Origin of the sequence: Kitasatospora sp. NPDC049285 (genome assembly GCF_040678815.1) — a bacterium.
Classification (GTDB): Bacteria; Actinomycetota; Actinomycetes; order Streptomycetales; family Streptomycetaceae; genus Kitasatospora.
On sequence record NZ_JBFAQR010000009.1, the window covers coordinates 108,903 to 125,920 of the forward strand.

Below are 17,018 nucleotides of genomic sequence, written 5' to 3' on the forward strand. Positions count from 1 at the left end.
CCACCAGGACCCGACACCGAGAGGCATCCGCATGAGCACCGCACCACTCCCCAGCGACGTCATCGAGCACGTCAACGGGAACATCCAGCACGGCCAGAAGGTCCGAGAGTTCCTGGAGCTGATTGAGAAGCGCACCCAGGACAGCGGTATCCGCCCGCACCTGCTGACGCTCCAGGAACTCCAGGAAGGCCAGGCGCAACAGGTCGCCGACCGGCTCGGCCTGGCCTTCGTGGAGGAACCCAACGTCCGTCCCGGGTCGCGCAACGCCCTCTTCTACGACACCGCCGTCTTCCGGCGCAACGAGGAGTGGGTGCCGTACGTGGAGGGCATCCGGCACCGCCCCGCCACGGCGCGGCTGTTCATGGTCGACCCGGCCGCTGGCGACCTCAGCCACCGGAAGCTGTCGGTCGCCTCCATCCACGGGAACTTCGGCAACCCCGAGGCCCGGAGCGACCAACTCCGCTGGCTGCTCTCCAACATGGTCAAGGACAAGCGGCTCGCCCTCATCAGCGGCGACTGGAACGCCTGGCCGGAGGGACGCGCCCCGCTCACCATGAACAACGTCGCCGACCGCGCCTACGCCCTCGACCGCTCCGTCCTGGGCGACGACGGCGTCTTCCGCCCCGACGACCAGGCCGACCGGATGCTCGCCTACCGCGGCATGGTGTGGGTGGGCGGACACGCGGCCACCGTCCTCCAGCAGGCCGGCGCGGACCGGCCCAGCACCGGACACGGTCTCGACAAGGAGCGCCAGCGCATCCCGGAGGAGGACCTGCCGCCCGCGGGCCTCGGCCCCATCGACCGAACCTACGTCACCGAGGAACTGCTGACCGCGCTCGTCAGCGCCGAGATCCTGGCGTCACCGGAGGTGCAGGCGATCTCCGACCACCTCCCGGAGGTCACCCGCTGGGACCGCAGCGCGCTGTGGAACGTGATGAACGCCAAGGTCAAGACCGTCCGCCACTGATTCGAGAGGTGCCGCCCCTCCTGGTGCGGGGCGGCACCCGTCGTCGGCCGAGGCTAGCCGGGGCTGTCTTGCAAGGCTCGTAGGGTCGGCGGTATGACGACCCCTACAACCGGTTCCGTCCCGGGCCTTGACGGTGTGGCGGCCATTGTCGCGAAGAAGCTGCTCAAGGACGTCGTCCGGATCTTCCGCGCCGGACCGCTGGTGCTTGACCCGGAGAGCGGCCAGATGGTGCCTGGCCCCGACACTGTGATCTGGGAGGGGCCGGGAGCTCACAGGCCGGCCGGAGGGCCGGGGGTGGTGCTGCGGCTGGAAGGGCAGCCCTACCGCGACGACGGCGACGCGAGGTACTTGCTGTTCACCCCCCTGTCGGCGGCGGTCGCCGAGCTCGATGACCTGGTGACTGTGGTGGAGAGTGAGGACAGTGCGGCGATCGGCCGGGTCTGGCGCGTCCTCGACCCGGGGGAGACCTCGACCCTCCAGGTGGTTCGGGCCACGTACATGCGCATCGAGCGAACTCCCGGCGGTGCGGCATGACCGCCCCGGTGGACCTGGATGCAGTGCGCCAGCACCTGGAAGCGACCGTCATGGTGGACCTGGTGCGGATCTCCCGCCCGACCGGCACCGCCGTACTGGACGTGGCCACCGGCGAGGTCGGTCCGGTGCCGACCACTCCGGTGTGGGAAGGGATGGGGGCGGTGCTGTCTGCGCACGGGCTCGCCACGGTGGAGCAGCTGGTCGGCGGGAAGTGGCTGGAGGACGGCACCAGTTGGTACGGGCTGCTGACGCCACTCGCCGCTCCGATCCCGCAGAGGTACGACCTGGTGGAGGTCGTGCAGGCCGCTTCGCCGACCGCCGGGACCGCGGGCCGGATCTGGCAGGTCCTGGACCCCGGTGAGGCGAGCACCGTGCAGGTCGTCCGAGCGACACGGCTGGACGAGATGGTGGCACCGTAGGGCTCTGAACAGGTGTCTTGCACAGTTCCTAGGGTCAAGGCATGGATCAGAACAGCGATGCCGGCGGCAGCAGCGTCCGGATCAGCACCGACGGACCGACCGCCCGGGTCGAGGTGGACGGCCGTGATGTGGGCCCTGACGTCCGCGCCTACAGCCTTCAGCACGAGGCTGGGCAGCTCCCCGAGCTGACCCTCCTGCTCGCACCCCACCGCTTCGGCGGCTGGGACGGTACGGCCCGGGTCGCCATCGGCGAGGAGCCCGATCCGGGTCCGGCCGCTGCGGCGTTTCTCGCGGCGATCGATGCGGGGGAGCTGGAGCGTGCCGTCCTCAACCGGCACGACCTGATGGACGGTGGCCAGTACGAGTTCACGAGGGCGCTTCTCGTGCAGCTCGCGCAGTGGGCGCTCGGTGAGCAGATCGTCCTCGAGGACGAGAGCTGATGGCGTCGCCGGTGAACCCTAGCGGCCGCTCGGGTGCGTACAGCAACGGCGCGCAGGTCGCGGCCGCGCTGGAGGGGCGGGCGGCGGCGCTGCTTCCGGCAGCCACTGCGGTGGTGCGCCACTACGCAATGCTGCTGGAGACTGCGGTCAAGGCCGGTGCCTCTGGACGTCCCGGGCCCGAAGTCCAGACCGGTGACTACCGCCGGTCCTGGACGCATGAACTCCGGCGAACCGCGACCGGCGTTGAAGCGGTGGTCGGCACGAACAAGCCGCAGGCGCGCCGGTTGGAGTTCGGCTTCGTCGGTCGGGACGTCCTCGGCAGGGTCTTCAACCAGCCCCCCTACCCCCACGTGGGACCGGCGGTGGAACGCATCCGACCGGAGTTCCTGGCAGCCCTGGGCAGGGTCGCGGATGGTGGCCGATGACCCAGTTCGTCAAGGACCTCCACGACGCGGTGGCCGGGGTTCTGCGCTCCCATGGGGTCGGGATGATCTCGCGGGCTGTCTTCCTCATCGAGGTCCTCGATGAGGAAGACGGCGGGCTTGGCCTGTTTGTGGAGACCTCGCCCCACGACATGAGCCCCTGGGACCGGGAGGGCATGGTGCGCTACGCCTCCCTCGACCTGGCGGGGAACCTCACGGCCTCCCGCGTCGTCGCCGCACAGGACGAGGGGGAGTAGTAGTGGCTGTTCAGGCACGAGTTGTCTCCCTCGGGGTCCAGGCCGCGCTGGTCGCCAGCACCGGACGCAGCTGCGGCTATGGGGCCGCGCCGCTGGCCGCCGACAAACCGACCGGCAACACGATCCCGTACTGCGTGCTCTACCCCCTCGGCGGCACCAGCGGCGACGGACCTCCGTTCGGCGACGCCGACGGTGACGCCCGGATGATCTACCAGGTGACGAGCATCGGCACGACAGCGGAGCAAGCCGAGTGGATGGCCGACAAGGTCCGTACCGCCCTGCTCGGCAGGACCTCAGTTGGGGCCTTCGTCACCCCGATCACCGCCGTCGGACATGTGATCATCGGGCGGGAACTCGACAAGGACGAGGGGATCAGCGTCGCGTCGGGTGTATACAGTTACGTACAGCGGTTCGTCCTGCACGTCACTACGCCGGGCAGCTGAATTGCTGCCGTTGCACCAACTCACCGTGGAGACCCACACGGACGCCCGGCCACCGGCACGGGCTGACTCCTGAACGCCCAGTTGGGCGCTTCCCCAGGGGACGGGTCTCCGGTGATCTCTCCGGGCGCCCCTATCCCCGGATTGAGAGTCGAGCGTGGCGAGCACGCAGCAGCGTTTCATGCGCCGGGGCATCACCCGGATCTTCTTCCTCAAGGCCATCGCGGCGGCTACCAACGTGCCGACCCGGGCGGAACTCACCGGCGGTCCCGGCTCCACCGACCTGTCGAAGCTCATCTCCGACGTCGAAGGCTGGGCGCTGGAGAACACCCCCCTGGAAACCCCCGACCTCGGAAACACCTTCGCTTCGAGCATCCCCGGCGAGGACAAGGCGGCCACCAGCTCGCTGACGTTCTACGAGGACCTGTCGAGCGAGGTCGTGGAGACCCTGCTCGCCAAGGGAGTCGAGGGCTTCATCGTCATCCTGCGCAAGGGAGACGTCGCCGGGTCCAAGAGCCTGGACTCCTTCCCCGTCCGGGTGGCCAGCCGGGCCGCCGCGTACAGCACCGGAACGGAGCCGGCGAAGTTCAAGGTCGTCTTCGCCGTGACGGACAGCCCGACCCTGGACGCTGCGGTCCCGGCCGCCGCTGCGGGCTGAGGGGGCGGGCGATGACCACCATCATCGAGCCGCCGGCGGCGGCGGTCGCGGCGGACGCGCACTGGCGGGCGAAGATGGCCCGGCTGCGGGCCCGGAAGCTGCCGGAGCGAACCGTGCGGATCTGCGACGACGACGAGGCCAAGTTGGCCGTCACCGACGCGCAGCTCAAGCTCGCCAAGGCGCTCGCCGAAGCACGAACCACTGCCGCCGCCAACGACGTTGACGCCGGACAGGTCGACTCCTACGTGGAGTCGCAGCCCTTGGTCGTCATCGCCCGCTCCCTCCTCGCCACGGCCGAGCAGCGCCTCTCGGACGCCACGATCGCGGTGACGTTCCGGGCGCTGCCCCGGCCGGTGTGGGAGGCGCTGCTTGCCGAGCACCCGCCGACCGAGGAGCAGGCCGAGCAGAACATGGACTACAACGTGCTCACGTTCCCGGCGGCGCTGATCGCCGCCAGCCACGTCGAGCGGGACGAGGCCGGCACCGAGGTGGACGGTATGAGCGTGGAGGACGCACAGCTGCTCCTGGACGAGTGGGCGGACGCCGACGCCAAGGTGCTGTTCACCGGCGCGATGCTCGTCAACCAACACACCCGGGCTGACCTGGGAAAAGGCTGATCTCCGACCCGGCATTCAGGGCGGAGATGGAGCTGTGCGAGACGTACCGCATCCCGCACTCGCAGCTGATGGGCGCTGTGGGCGGCCGGTGGACGGCACTCGACCGGGAGAAGGCGCTGGCGTGGGCGGCGTACCAGCGGGACGTCTGCGAGGGCTGCGGTACCCGGCCGCAGGAGTGGGACCCGGACCGAGGCGGTGACCGGCAGGCGTACGTCGCGCAGACGCACCGCTGCCTGGGCTGCGAGGTCCTGGAGATGGAGATGGAGCAGGTCCCGGAAGGGGCCGACGGTCGAGGGGTGAAGATCGGGCTGCTGGCGCGGCCCAGATAAGGAGCTAGTCCGGTGGCGGGCGCCTACACCCTGTACGTCCAGCTTCAGGCGGAACTGGGCGGGTTGACGTCCGGGCTGCGCGGCGGCGGGCAGCAACTCAGGCAATTCGACGGCCAGTTGGCCTCGACCCGGGCTGAGATGGGGCGGTTGGAAGCTGCGGCGGTGCGCCTCGGCCGGGCTCAGGCCGCGGCCGCCGAGCAAGCCGCGGCATCCCAGCAGGCAGTGCGCGCGGCGGCGGAGCGGTCCGCCGCCGCGCAGCAGGCCGCGACCGCCGCTGCAGAGAAGGCCAGTCGGGCACAGGCTGTTGCGGCGCAGTCAGCCGCCCGGGCGCAGGCGGAGCAGACCGCCGCGATCGAGGCGACCACCCGCGCCACACGGGCGCAGGAGATCGCCCAGACGATGGCTGCTCGCGCCCAGGCCACCGCTGGCGCGGGGGCAGTCGCAGCGCAGCGAACCGCGGCCGCCGCCGCCGAGGCCGCGACCCGGGCCAGTGAGGCGCAGGTCGCACAAGCTGCCCGCGCTGCCGCCGCGCAGGAGGCCGCCGGTCGAGCCGCCGTCCTGGCGCAGCGCACCAGCACCGGAGCGGCACAGGCCGCCGCGGCGGCGAGCACCGCCCGCGCGACGCTGGCGACGACGGAGGAGCAGGCCGCCCGGCGAGCGGGCGCGGCGGCGATCGAACTCGGCCGGGCGCAAACCGAGGCTGCTGCGGCGGCGCAGGCCGCGACCACCGCCCGCCTGTCGAGCCTGGTCAAGGGCGGGCTGGTACTCGGTGCGATCCTCGCTGCCGGGATCGCCGGGGCGATCTCCCTGGAGCGGGAGATGGCGAACGTCCTGACCATCTCCAACCAGATCGACGGGCGCAACGTTGGCGCATTCACCGACCAGATCGTCCGGCTCTCGACTGAACTGCCACAGACCGCCAAGCAGTTGGCGGAGGGGCTGTACCAGGTCGTCAGTACCGGATTCGACGGCGCGGAGGCCCTGGGGATCGTGGAGGTGGCCGCGAAGGGCGCCTCTGCCGGTCTGACGACCACCGAGATATCGGCGACGGCGCTGCTGGGCGTCCTCAAGGCGTACGGCCTGCCCGCCAGCCAGGCCAGCGACGTGATGGACATCATGTTCCAGACCGTCAACAAGGGCGTCATCAGCTTCGAGGAGCTGGCACAGCAGCTCGGCGACGTGGTGCCGATGGCCTCCGCCGCCGGCATCAGCTTCGCCGACCTGTCGTCCGCCCTGGCGGCGATCACCCTGTCCGGCATCCCCGCGGCCGAGGCCGCCACCAGCCTCAACATGCTGATGTCCAGGCTGATGAAGCCCACCGGCGACCTGGCCGCCCTGATCAGCGACCTCGGGTACGAGAGCGCGGCCACCGCGCTCGCCCAGGACGGCCTGTACGTCGTGATGGGCAAGATCGAGAAGGCGACCGGCGGCCAGGCCGAGGCAACGGTCAATCTTTTCAAGGACATCAGGGCGGTCAGGGCCGCCTTGGCGCTGGCTGCCGCCGACGGCAAGAACTACGCCGACACCTACGGCGCGATCAGCAACGCGGTGGAGCGTGCCCAAGCCACCGAGAGGGCGTACGCCCTCCAGATGAACACGGTCGGCGGCCAGTGGGACCTGTTCCGCAACAAGGCGTCGGCCGCTGGCATGGACATCGCTCGGATTCTGCTGCCCGTCCTCCAGGAACTCGCCCGGGACGCCTCCCTGGTGGCCGGTGCCATCAACGACCTGCCGCCGGGCGTGAAGTCGGCGATCGGCGTGCTCATCGCCCTCGGTGCGGTCGCCCTCGTCACCCGCGCCGGGATCGCCCAGCTCTCCACTCAGCTCGTCGCGTTCCGTGCGGCTGTCACCGAGGCACAGGCCGGCGGGGCGGTCCTGCCTGCGCTGCTGCGCGGCACCAGCCTCGCCGTGTCCGGCCTGACCGGCATCCTCGCCCTCGGTGTCCTCGGCTACGCGGCCTACTCGGCGTCGAAGCAGAAAGCGAAGGCCGTCACCGACGACCTGACTGCGGCGCTGCGCGCCGAGCGCGAGCAGCACGACGTCGGCGCCGGCATGCGGGCGCTCGCCGAGTCGCTTGCCAACAGCGACGACATGAAGAAGCTCAAGGACGCGGGCCTCCAGATGGAGGAGGTCATCGACGGCCTGATGGACGGGGGCGAAAAGCTCGCCGCGCTGAACGACAAGCTCGACATAGGCAAGGCCGCCTCCTGGACTCCCGAACTCCAAGGATTCGACCAGAAGTTCGACGTGGCGAAGAAGATCCTCTCGGAGCGCCGGAAGTCGTGGGATGCCGCGGTCAAGGCCGACGCGGAGAGCGCCGCAGCGATGGACATCGTCACCGCCAAGGTGAAGGGTTCGGTGCAGGCCAACCTCGCCGCGTGGACGCCCGACATGGCACTGCCCGTCGACAAGAACGGCAACCCCAAGTACACGGAGCAGATGAAGGCCCTCGCGAAGGCGCTGGGCGACGTCGTCCAGCCTGCCGATGCGTGGAAGGCCGCGCAGGACAGGATCGCCTCGTCCAGCCGCGCCGGTGCGGCTCAGCTCGACGTGTCGAAGCTGTCGGTCGGCGGCTACATCGAGGCGCTCACAGACCAGGGCAAGGCCGCCCGGCAGTTCCAGTCTGACCTGGACGAGCTGACGGCCCACGGGTATGGGCCGCTCGCCGAGCACTTCGCCAAGCTGGGCGACGCCTCCGCGAACATGGCCCGCGACCTCGTCAACAACCTCAAGAAGGGCAAGACGGGGGCAGCTGATCAGCTCGCCGATCTCACCAAGGTCACCCGCGCCGGACTCGACGACTACATGGCCGAGCTGCGCCGCCAGCTCCAGGCCCAGCGCGACTTCCAGCACAACCTGAGCGAACTCGCTGTGACTGGCCGCACCGAGCTGGTCGACCACTTCGCGCAGCTCGGGGTGAGCTCGGCCGGGATGCTCGATGAGCTGGTGAAACAGCTCCAGTCCGGCAACAGCAAGGTCGCTGACGAGCTGACCTCGGTCATCGATGAGAGCACCAGCCGGTCGACGGCTGCGTACCGGGCCGGGCTGGAGCAGGTTCCGCAGATCGCGGCCAAGTACGGGCAGGCGACGGCCAGGGCGTGGGCAACTGCGGCCGAGACCAACGACATCGCGGCGTTCGGAAAGATCATGCAGCAGATGGCGGTGACCGACATGTCGACGGCCGTCACCGCCGCCAGCGACACCGCACGGCGCGACCTCGGCCGTGGCCTCGACCTGATCAACCAGCTCGCCAAGGCGCGCGGCCTCGACGCAGCGAACGCACTCGCGTCGGCCCTCCTCTCGGGTGACGTGGACAAGGCCATGGTGCAGCTCAAGACGTTGTGGGGCGACACCCCGGCGATGGATGCGCCCGATCTGACCAACGTGGTCAGCGCGTTCCGCAACGCCGGCATCACCTCCAAGGACGAGTGGAGCGGCATGCTCACCCTCATCGCCCAGGTCTCCCAGGCGAAGGGCAGCGAGGCCGCGACCAACCTCACCAAGGCCCTCATGTCCGGCGACATGAAGGCCGTCAACGACCTGCTCGGCCAGATCGGCATGTCGGTGAAGGAGATCCCGGGGCAGAAGACGATCAACGTGTCGGTGAACGCCCCGTCCAGCGTCGACATCCCCGTGCACTTCTCCTACGACGGCCTCAACTCCGACGGCTCCCGGCACATCGCGGGCATGGGCAGTTGGAAGGACGGCGGCGTCGTGGACTTCTTCGCCGACGGTGCGCTGCGGCCCCCGCGTGGGGAGCGCCACGTCGCCCAGATCGCCCGGGCCGGGGACTGGCGGGTGTGGGCGGAGCCGGAGACCGGCGGCGAAGGCTACATTCCGCTCGCCGAGTCCAAGCGCGCCCGTTCGAAGGAGATCCTGGGCCAGATCGCGCACCGGTTCGGCGGGACCGTCCTGTACGGCACCCCCGGGCAGCTGCACTTCGCTGACGGTGGAGTAGTCAGCGCCCGTGCCGCACAGCCGAACCGGGCTGTCGCCAAGCTCGTCCCCGGCCGCAGCACCTCAACGACGACCGTGATCGTGCGCGAGAGCGCCCCGCCAGGCCCCCTGGTCGGTTCGATGCCGATCACCGTGACTGGCTCCGCCGTCACCGGCGAGCAGGTCGCCGACGCCGTGATGCGCCGCCTCCGCCACCTCCAGCGGGGAGGGCGGGCCTGATGACCACCACCCTTGCCGACTGGCAGATCGACGTGGCAGGTGTGCTCATCGGCCATGGCACCGACGTCCTGATCGGCGACATCGACGGCATCGGCACGCCCGACAAGCACGTCGGGGACCGGGCGATCCCGGGGGAGGACGGCTCCTACCCGGGCCGCGACACCCTCGCGCCGCGCTCGATCCGGATCACCGCAGGCATCCGCACGCCCGGCGACCCGGGCGCAGCGTTCGACCGGCTCGCGCAGCTGGAGGAGGCCGCCGACACGCAGGTGCGCTTCACCCCCGGGGCGACGGACGTCCTGCGGGTCCAGCGACCTGGGCAGCCGACCCGCCGCCAGTACGGGCGGCTGATCAGTGCCCGCGCGATCAGCCTCGCCGACGCCGCGCACGGCTGGATCCCGGTCGAGATCACCTTCGCCGGGTTCGACCCGGCCTGGTACGCGGACACCACCTCTGGTTTGACCCTGTCCCTGGACACCTCCGCCCACAGCGGCGGAGGGTTCACCGCGCCGCTGCGCGCCCCGATCACCACCGGCACCCCCGGCGCGGCGGCCCGGCCCGGCTGGGCCGTCAACACCGGTAACCGCCCGGCGTGGCCGACACTGCGGATCACCGGACCCGTCATCAACCCGCGGATCTGGGTCGACGGCCAGCCCGACGCGGTCTTGGAGTTCACCGTCGCCCTCGGCCCGGGGGAAACCCTCGACGTCGAGACCCGGCCCGGTCTGCGCAACATCGTCCGCAACGGGCAGGGCACCTACGCCGGCGCCCTGGCCAGGACGAGCCGCCTGGACCTGTTCCGGCTCCCGGCGGGCCGCTCCGAGATCCGCTGGTCCGCGCAGGACGCCACCGGCACCTCCCGCCTCGCCATCACCTGGCGCGATGCGCACTCCGCCCTCTGACCCCCACCCCACCGGAGAACACCATGACGCTCATCCAGCCGCCGCTGATGGTCACCGGCGGCACCCACCCGGCCCGCAGCATGCGGATGATGATCCGGGATCTGTCCCACGGCTCCCAGGGCATCACCGAGGGCGGCGACCTTCGGGTCTCCCCGACGACCACCCCCGGCCCGGGGGTCCGCGTCGGCACCGGCTCGGCCGTCGTCGCTGGAGCGACCTGGGGACAGGGTTCCTACACCCAGGCCAACTCCGGCGACCAGGTCGTGCCGATCGCCCCGACGGGCGGCACCGGCCGCACCGACTTGCTGTGCCTGAGGGTCGAAGACCCGGAGTTCGAGGGCAGCCGCGACCCGGCCCGCGACGACATCGGGTACTTCCACGTCATCCCCGGCGTCTCGGCCACCACGGTCGCGCCGCCGGCGGGCATGAGCGCGATCCCGCTCGCGCGGATCACCCAGCCGCCGAACTGCGCCACCGTCACGGCGGCGATGATCACCGACCTGCGGAAAATCGCCAACCCCCGCCGTGACCGGCAGCTGAACACCATCATCGGGTTCCCCTACAGCGCGCTGCCCGAGCAGTCCGGCGTGTGGCAGGACAACTGGCCGCCGAACGCCGTGGTGCAGACCGACGTGCCTGCCTGGGCGACGCGGGCCAACCTGGTCGCGACCCTGACCGGCGCCCAGGTCAGCGGCGAGACCTTCTTCGGCCTGCGTCTCAGGTGGGGGGCGTCGTGGATCAGCAACGAGTACCCGGTCGACACGGACACCATCACGTGGGCCTCGCGGATCACGGCCGTGGTCGCCGACAGTCCTGCCCTTTCCCCGGACTTCCGAGGCAAGCGGCAGGAGTTGCGCCTCCAGGGCGGCCGCTACAACAACGTGCAGGGCGGCGCGAACGTCAACAGTTCCACCGCGGTGGTCTTCGACGTCGAGTTCGTAGAAGGCACGTACTGATGGCGGCGGTCTACCGGTACTTCACGACGCACGCGCTGACCGGCGAGGTCCTGGCCCACGACCTGCCGCTGTCGGGTGTCGCGTTCGGGCCGGAGCTCAACGGGCCGGGGCGGATGAGCGGCACCCTGGCCCCGCGGTTCGCTCACCTTGCGCCAGCCCAGGCGGACGCCGGGTCGGTGCTGCTGTGGGCGGAGCGCAACCGGAAGCTGATGTGGGGCGGCCTGATCTGGTCGGCCGAGCCGCAGGACGACGAACTCCCGATCGAGGCAGCCGGGTTCGGGTCGTACCCGACCCGGCGGTACGCCCTGCACGACAACCTGGGCGGGCGCGGCCCGTACACCGGGGTCGACCCGTGCCAGGTCATCGCGGACACGTGGGCGTACCTCCAGGAGCAGCCGGACGGCGACCTCGGCGTGCGCGTCAAGGTGCTGTCCGGCGGCTGCCCGGCCCGCCTGGGCACCGCTGAGCAGCCCTACACCGTCAACTCGTGGGAGGCCACCGCGCTGTCGAGCGTGATCCGCGACGCCACGACGATCGACAACGGCCCGGAGTGGACGGAGACCGTCGCCTGGGACGGGGAGCAGCCGACCCGGACCATCGCCCTGAACTGGCCCAGGCTCGGCACCCGCCGCGACGACCTGTGGATCGCCACCGGCATCAACGTTGCTGAGAAGCCGAAGATCACCTCCAGCGCCGACGAGTACGCGCAGGTCGTCATCGCCCTCGGCGCGGGCACCGGCTCGGTGAAGATCCGAACCGTGGACGCGGTGCGCAACGGTCGGCTCCGCCTGGAGAGCGTTCTCGACCGGCCGTCCGTCACCAGCATGCCGACCCTCGCCGCCCTGGCCCGCACCGAGCGGGCCCGCCGCCAGCAGCCCGCGCTGGTCGAGGAGATCACCGTCTACGACCACCCGGCCGCGCCGATCGGCTCGTGGCAGGTCGGGGACGACGTGCGGCTCTCCATCCACGACCAATGGGCGGACTACGAGGGCTGGGCGCGCATCACCGGCTGGACCCTGCACCCCCCGGAGGGGGAGCAGCCCGAGACCGCCACCCTGCGCCTCGCCCGCGCCTACACCACCGGAGCCTGACCGTGCCCAACGCCCTGGACGAACTCGCGCGGCGCATCGCCGCCCTGGAAGCAGCTCTGCCCGAGCTGTCCCGCGCGTCCCCGCTCGCCTACTCCTCCGTGGACGACGGCGCGCTGACCGTCACCGCCGACGGGAAGCTGCGCGCCATCATCGGGCAGCAGCCCGACGGCACCACCGCAGTCAACGTCGTCAACGGGCCGCCGCCGCCGACCCCGACCACCCCGACGGCCGCCGGCGTACTCGGCGGTGTCCGTGCGTCCTGGGACGGACAGTTCGATGGTGGCGAGCCGACGCCGCTGGACTTCACCCGGGTCGAGGTCCACGCCTCCACGACGGGGACCGACTTCACGCCCGGCCCCGAAACGCTGGCCGGCACCATCGAGTCCCCGCAGGGCGGCAGCGTCCTGGTGCCCACGACGGTGCCGGTCACGGTGCTCCTGGTGGCCCGCTCCAGTTCCGGCAAGCCGTCCGAGCCGTCGGGCCCGGCGAGCGCGGCCCCGGCCAAGGTCGTCGCGGACGAGGTCCTGGCCGGGATCGTCACCGAACTCGCCCTCGCCGACGACGCGGTGACCGCCGCGAAGGTCGCCGTCGGCGCGATCGACGCCAACGCCATCGCCGACGCTGCCATCATCGCCAGCAAGCTCGGAGCGGCAGCCGTCCAAGCCGCCGCCCTCGCCCCGGGCGCGGTCACCGGGCCCGCTATCGCCGCCGACTCGATCACCTCCCGCGAGATCGCCGCCGGCGCGGTGACGGCAGCGGAACTCGCCGCAGGCTCGGTGAGCACCACGAAGCTCGCGGCCGGGGCCGTCACGGCGAGCCAGATCGCGGCGGGGGCGGTCACCGCCACGGCGCTGGCCGCCAACTCCGTCAGCGCCGGGAAGATCGCAACGGATGCGATCACGGCCGGGAAGCTCGCCGCAGACGCGGTGACCGCGCGCGAGATCAAGGCCCTGTCCATCACCGGCGACCGGCTCGCCGCGAATTCGATCACGGCGGCGCAGCTTGCCGCCGGAGCGATCACGACCAACGCCCTCGCCGTCGGCTCTGTCGGCCCGGCCCAGTTGAACACCGGCACCGGCAACAACCTGATCCCCGACCCGTCGTTCGAGGGCCCGCAGGCCGCCGCGCTCGTAGGCGGGGGCTGGGACCGCACCGCACCCGGCAACAACTCCGGCTGGGCGCTGACGCTGACCGTGCCCGCCGGGACGACGGTAGCCACCAGCTTCGCCAAGCAGCTGACCACCGTGCCGGTCGTGCCGGGGGAGCGGCTGTGGCTGGCCGTCGACATGAAGACCGACGCGGCGTGGCCTGCCGGGCAGCAGGCCAAGTTCTTCTGCCGGTGGGAGGACTCGAAGGGGGCGGTCCTCAAGTACGAGGGCCCGACCGCCACCCCGGGCCCGTCCTCGCCGTGGACCCGCTACGCCAGCAAGTGCACTGCCCCCGCCCAGGCCGTCCGCGCCACGGTGTGGGTGCAGGCGTACCAGGCTCTCGCCGGCGCGCTGTCCTTCGACAACGCCGAGATCAGGCCGATCCTGTCCACCCCCGGCACCGGCCAGCGCGCCGAACTGTCCCCGGAGGGCCTGCGGCTGTTCGACAACGACGGTCAGGAGGCGGTCAGCCTGGTCACCGGGCAGCCGACGTACCTGTCCATCTCGGACGGCACCAGCCGCGTCGCCTCGATCAGCGAGCGCGGCGACGCGGGTTTCCAGCAGGTCTCCGTCGCTGGGCTGAGCGTGGCCGGCGAGGGCCTGGACCGCATCCTCGACCGGCGTCCGCGCGGCGTCGTCGCCTGGGCGTCCGGTGCGAAGGACGTCTCCACCAGCGGCGGCGTCGAGATCGGTATCTACGAGCTGCCGTTCGTCGCTGAGGCCGGTCGGCACTACCGCATCACTTGGGACCCGATCCTGTGGGCGTCCGCGACCGGCGGGTCCGTCGTCACCGCTGTCCGCAACGGCGGCGCCGGTGCGCCGCTGGTCTCCTCGCCGATGCTGCGTTCCCATGCCAGCCCCGCCGCCTCTCCCGTCGGGCACGGCTTCCAGGTGCCGGTGCGGGCCTCCGCCGCCGTCGGCCGGGGCCTCGCCGTTGGACTCAACCGGCTGCTGTTCACCATCGCCCAGGTCGGCGCGCCCTCGGGTGCGGTCCTGCACCACGACGCCAACCAGCCCACGATCGCGGTAGTGGAGGACATCGGCGCGGAGAAGCCCGCGTCCGGGGTGTGGAACACCGGCGGCGCGTCCGCCCCGCCGCCGCTCGTCACCTACTCCACCATCTACCAGGCCACCTGGTCCGGCACCTACAAGACCCGCAGCGCCTTCAACTCGTATTACAACAACGAGATGCTGCAAGGGAACTACCCCGATGCCGGGTGGGGCATCCAGGCGTCCCTGGTCGGATTCGATAGCAACGCCATCGGCAGCGACCTCAACGGCGCGACCCTCAACAGGGCCGAGGTCTACCTGTACCCGACGCACTGGTACTACAACTCGGGTGGCAACGCGGCTATCCGCGTCCACGGCTGGACCGCCCGACCCGGCTCGTTCTCCGCCGACGGCGACACCCTGTGGCAGAACGGTTGGCCCCCCAACCAGGGTCGCTGGGTCGACATCAGCTCGATCTTCCCGACTTGGGGCCGCGGCATCGCCCTCGACCCCAACTCGAACGACCTCACGTGCTACGGCCGGTTCAACGGAGCCGGCATGGCCAACCCGCCGCTGCTGCGCCTCACCTACACCAAGTAGCCAACCCGGAAGGGAAGATCCATGGCCGACCTCCCCCTTATCGCCGAGCACCGCCTTGGCGGGGACGCCGACTTCGCCGCCCGCGTGCAGGCCGCCGTCCGTCGCGTCGCCCGCGACGTCCTCGGCGAAGACCCCTCAACTCCCGGCCAGCCGATGCGGATTCAGCTGGCCGTCCGCTCCCTCGGCCCCCAGGTCGGAGGCGACCCAGGCTACGGACCGGCCGCCGCCGGAGACCCCGAGATTCGCGCCGCCGCCAGCACCGCCACCGGCACCGACGTGCAGGCCGCCATCGGCGACGACCTGATCCTCGATGCGGTCCGCCGCCTCTGGAACCCGTTGTGCGGCTGGACTGGCTGACCCGGGGCGACGGCATGAAGCGGGTCAACGGTGACTTACATCTCGTGTCGTCCCTGAGTGCCCGTAGGATGGGCTGCGGCGCGGGGGCGCAGTTCAGGAGCAGTCCGTGAGCGTCCCGCCGACCGCCGAGCCCACCCTGTGGGAACTCCAGCGATCCCTGACACAGCTCCGCGAGGACCAGCGCGATTCGATCGCCGGTCTTCGGGAGGATCTTCGTGGTGACCTCCGGGCACTCACGATCAGGCTGGAGCAGTCGGTGTCCAAGGACGTGTATCTCGCAGACCAGCGGCTCATGGCGCAGCGCATCGACATGGTCGAGCGCGACATCGCCAGTGAGCGCCAGGCCCGGGAGGACGCTGAAACGGCGGCGGCCGTCAGCCGTCGGTGGCTGATCGGGGCGTTCGTCGCGCCGGTCGTCGTCGCGATCCTCCAACTCTGGCTCCTGGCACAGGGGAGGAGCACGTAGCCCGTTCGCGGGCCAGCAGTACCCAGGCAGGCGCGGGGGAGAACAGTGCGCACGCCATGCAGCTCATCACCCGGGACCAGTGGGGCGCTCGCCCTCCGAAGGCCCAGTTCACCCAGATCTCCGGCACCCAGGGAGTCAAGATCCACTACGAGGGCACGGCCGTGCCCTCCACCCTCGCGGACCCCGACCAGCACGGCCGGTGCGCCGCCCGGATGCGCGACCTCCAGGCGTCACACCAGGCCAATACACAGGAGAAGTACATCGATCTCGCGTACAGCGCGGTCGTGTGCCCGCACGGCTTCGTGTTCGAGGGGCGCGGGCCGGGGCACCTTCAGGCGGCCAACGGGCCGGGACTCAACAGCGCGCACTACTCGGTGTGCGCGATGCTCGGCGACGAGGGCCTGACCGCGCCGACCACCGCGCAGCTCGGCGGCCTGCGCGACGCGATCGAGTGGCTGCGCTCCGCCGGAGGCGCGGGCAGCGAGATCAAGGGCCACCGGGACGGGTACGCCACCGACTGCCCGGGGGAGCCGCTGTACCGGTGGGTGCAGGCCGGCGCGCCGCGCCCCGACGGCACCTCGACGGCCCCGGCGCCGGTGACGCCGCCCCCGGCTGCGGGCTGGGCCCCGGCCTGGCCCGGCCGCTACCTGCGCAACGGCAGCTCCGGGTCGGACGTGCGGACCTGGCAGCAGCAGATGGCCCAGCGCGGTTGGGCGATCAGCGTCGACGGCCAGTTCGGGCCGCAGTCCGAGCGGATCGCCCGCGCCTTCCAGCAGGAGAAGGGTCTCCAGGTGGACGGCGTGATCGGCCCCGTGACGTGGGCGGCGGCCTGGACCGCGCCCGTCACCTGAGCCCCGGCCGCCCGTCGAGTGAAGGGAGTTCGCGATGCGCCTGATCCGACGCCTCGTGGAAACCGCCCTACGGCGTCTGGCCGAAGCCAGCGTCGACCATCAACCCCCCACCCCGTAGCAAGGACTGCCCGTGAACCTGTTCGTGTCCCTCATCCGGACGGGCGTGCCGGCCCTCGCTGGCTGGCTCGTCGCGCTCGCCGCCAAGTACGGCCTCGGCCTCGATCCGGCGGCACTGTCCGGCCTGCTGACCGCGGTCGTCGGCTTCGTCTACTTCGCGGTGTTCCGCGTGGCCGAGGAGCACCTGAGCTCTAAGTTCGGCTGGCTCCTCGGCTACGCGCGGCCGCCGAAGTACGACACCGGCAAGGCGCAGCTGCCCGATACCCGCTGATCCCGGTCAG

At 71.2% G+C, this 17,018-nt stretch carries 19 protein-coding genes; all 19 read left to right on the forward strand.

Annotated elements, in window-relative coordinates; all coding sequences use genetic code 11:
* The first annotated feature begins 31 nt into the window (after positions 1–31).
* The 19 genes from AB0K51_RS09365 to AB0K51_RS09455 all read left to right on the forward strand — a co-directional run bounded on the left by AB0K51_RS09365 (position 32) and on the right by AB0K51_RS09455 (position 17,008).
* Positions 32–967 (forward strand): hypothetical protein, encoded by a 936-nt coding sequence (locus AB0K51_RS09365; protein ID WP_363452309.1) that lies wholly within the window; start codon positions 32–34, stop codon positions 965–967.
* A 135-nt stretch (positions 968–1,102) separates the two neighbouring features.
* Entirely contained in the window at positions 1,103–1,501 is a 399-nt protein-coding gene (locus AB0K51_RS09370) for a DUF6093 family protein (RefSeq protein WP_363452311.1), read from the forward strand.
* A gap of 8 nt (positions 1,502–1,509) precedes the next feature.
* Positions 1,510–1,920: a DUF6093 family protein gene (locus AB0K51_RS09375; protein WP_363452313.1), complete on the forward strand. Its 411-nt coding sequence runs from the start codon at positions 1,510–1,512 to the stop codon at positions 1,918–1,920.
* 41 nt (positions 1,921–1,961) lie between these two features.
* Positions 1,962–2,360 (forward strand): hypothetical protein, encoded by a 399-nt coding sequence (locus AB0K51_RS09380; RefSeq protein ID WP_363452315.1) that lies wholly within the window; start codon positions 1,962–1,964, stop codon positions 2,358–2,360.
* Positions 2,360–2,785 carry an HK97 gp10 family phage protein gene (locus AB0K51_RS09385; RefSeq protein ID WP_363452317.1) on the forward strand — a complete coding sequence of 142 codons (426 nt, stop codon included), beginning with the start codon at positions 2,360–2,362 and terminating at the stop codon, positions 2,783–2,785. The genes AB0K51_RS09380 and AB0K51_RS09385 overlap by 1 nt, the downstream gene beginning before the upstream one ends.
* A complete protein-coding gene (locus tag AB0K51_RS09390; protein WP_363452319.1) occupies positions 2,782–3,039 on the forward strand; it encodes a hypothetical protein in 258 nt (85 codons plus the stop codon). Before AB0K51_RS09385 ends, AB0K51_RS09390 begins: the two co-directional genes overlap by 4 nt.
* A gap of 2 nt (positions 3,040–3,041) precedes the next feature.
* Complete coding sequence (locus AB0K51_RS09395; protein WP_363452321.1) at positions 3,042–3,482, forward strand: hypothetical protein; 441 nt, start codon at positions 3,042–3,044, stop codon at positions 3,480–3,482.
* A gap of 154 nt (positions 3,483–3,636) precedes the next feature.
* Positions 3,637–4,137: a hypothetical protein gene (locus AB0K51_RS09400; protein WP_363452323.1), complete on the forward strand. Its 501-nt coding sequence runs from the start codon at positions 3,637–3,639 to the stop codon at positions 4,135–4,137.
* A gap of 11 nt (positions 4,138–4,148) precedes the next feature.
* Entirely contained in the window at positions 4,149–4,754 is a 606-nt protein-coding gene (locus AB0K51_RS09405) for a hypothetical protein (RefSeq protein ID WP_363452325.1), read from the forward strand.
* A 26-nt stretch (positions 4,755–4,780) separates the two neighbouring features.
* Positions 4,781–5,083: a hypothetical protein gene (locus AB0K51_RS09410; RefSeq protein ID WP_363452326.1), complete on the forward strand. Its 303-nt coding sequence runs from the start codon at positions 4,781–4,783 to the stop codon at positions 5,081–5,083.
* A gap of 12 nt (positions 5,084–5,095) precedes the next feature.
* Complete coding sequence (locus AB0K51_RS09415) at positions 5,096–9,259, forward strand: phage tail tape measure protein (protein ID WP_363452328.1); 4,164 nt, start codon at positions 5,096–5,098, stop codon at positions 9,257–9,259.
* The gene (locus AB0K51_RS09420; protein WP_363452330.1) at positions 9,259–10,161 is read left to right on the forward strand and encodes a hypothetical protein; all 903 of its coding nucleotides are present in this window, start codon (positions 9,259–9,261) and stop codon (positions 10,159–10,161) included. The genes AB0K51_RS09415 and AB0K51_RS09420 overlap by 1 nt, the downstream gene beginning before the upstream one ends.
* A 23-nt stretch (positions 10,162–10,184) precedes the next feature.
* A complete protein-coding gene (locus AB0K51_RS09425; RefSeq protein ID WP_363452332.1) occupies positions 10,185–11,117 on the forward strand; it encodes a hypothetical protein in 933 nt (310 codons plus the stop codon).
* On the forward strand, positions 11,117–12,208 hold the full coding sequence (locus AB0K51_RS09430) for a hypothetical protein (RefSeq protein ID WP_363452334.1): 1,092 nt from the start codon (positions 11,117–11,119) through the stop codon (positions 12,206–12,208). Before AB0K51_RS09425 ends, AB0K51_RS09430 begins: the two co-directional genes overlap by 1 nt.
* 2 nt (positions 12,209–12,210) lie before the next feature.
* Positions 12,211–14,946: a hypothetical protein gene (locus tag AB0K51_RS09435; RefSeq protein WP_363452336.1), complete on the forward strand. Its 2,736-nt coding sequence runs from the start codon at positions 12,211–12,213 to the stop codon at positions 14,944–14,946.
* A gap of 21 nt (positions 14,947–14,967) precedes the next feature.
* The gene (locus AB0K51_RS09440) at positions 14,968–15,303 is read left to right on the forward strand and encodes a hypothetical protein (protein WP_363452338.1); all 336 of its coding nucleotides are present in this window, start codon (positions 14,968–14,970) and stop codon (positions 15,301–15,303) included.
* 106 nt (positions 15,304–15,409) lie between these two features.
* Positions 15,410–15,769 carry a hypothetical protein gene (locus AB0K51_RS09445; RefSeq protein WP_363452340.1) on the forward strand — a complete coding sequence of 120 codons (360 nt, stop codon included), beginning with the start codon at positions 15,410–15,412 and terminating at the stop codon, positions 15,767–15,769.
* Positions 15,770–15,825: 56 nt separating this feature from the next.
* Positions 15,826–16,620 (forward strand): peptidoglycan-binding domain-containing protein, encoded by a 795-nt coding sequence (locus tag AB0K51_RS09450; protein ID WP_363452342.1) that lies wholly within the window; start codon positions 15,826–15,828, stop codon positions 16,618–16,620.
* A 130-nt stretch (positions 16,621–16,750) separates the two neighbouring features.
* Entirely contained in the window at positions 16,751–17,008 is a 258-nt protein-coding gene (locus AB0K51_RS09455; protein WP_363452344.1) for a hypothetical protein, read from the forward strand.
* Positions 17,009–17,018 lie beyond the last annotated feature (10 nt).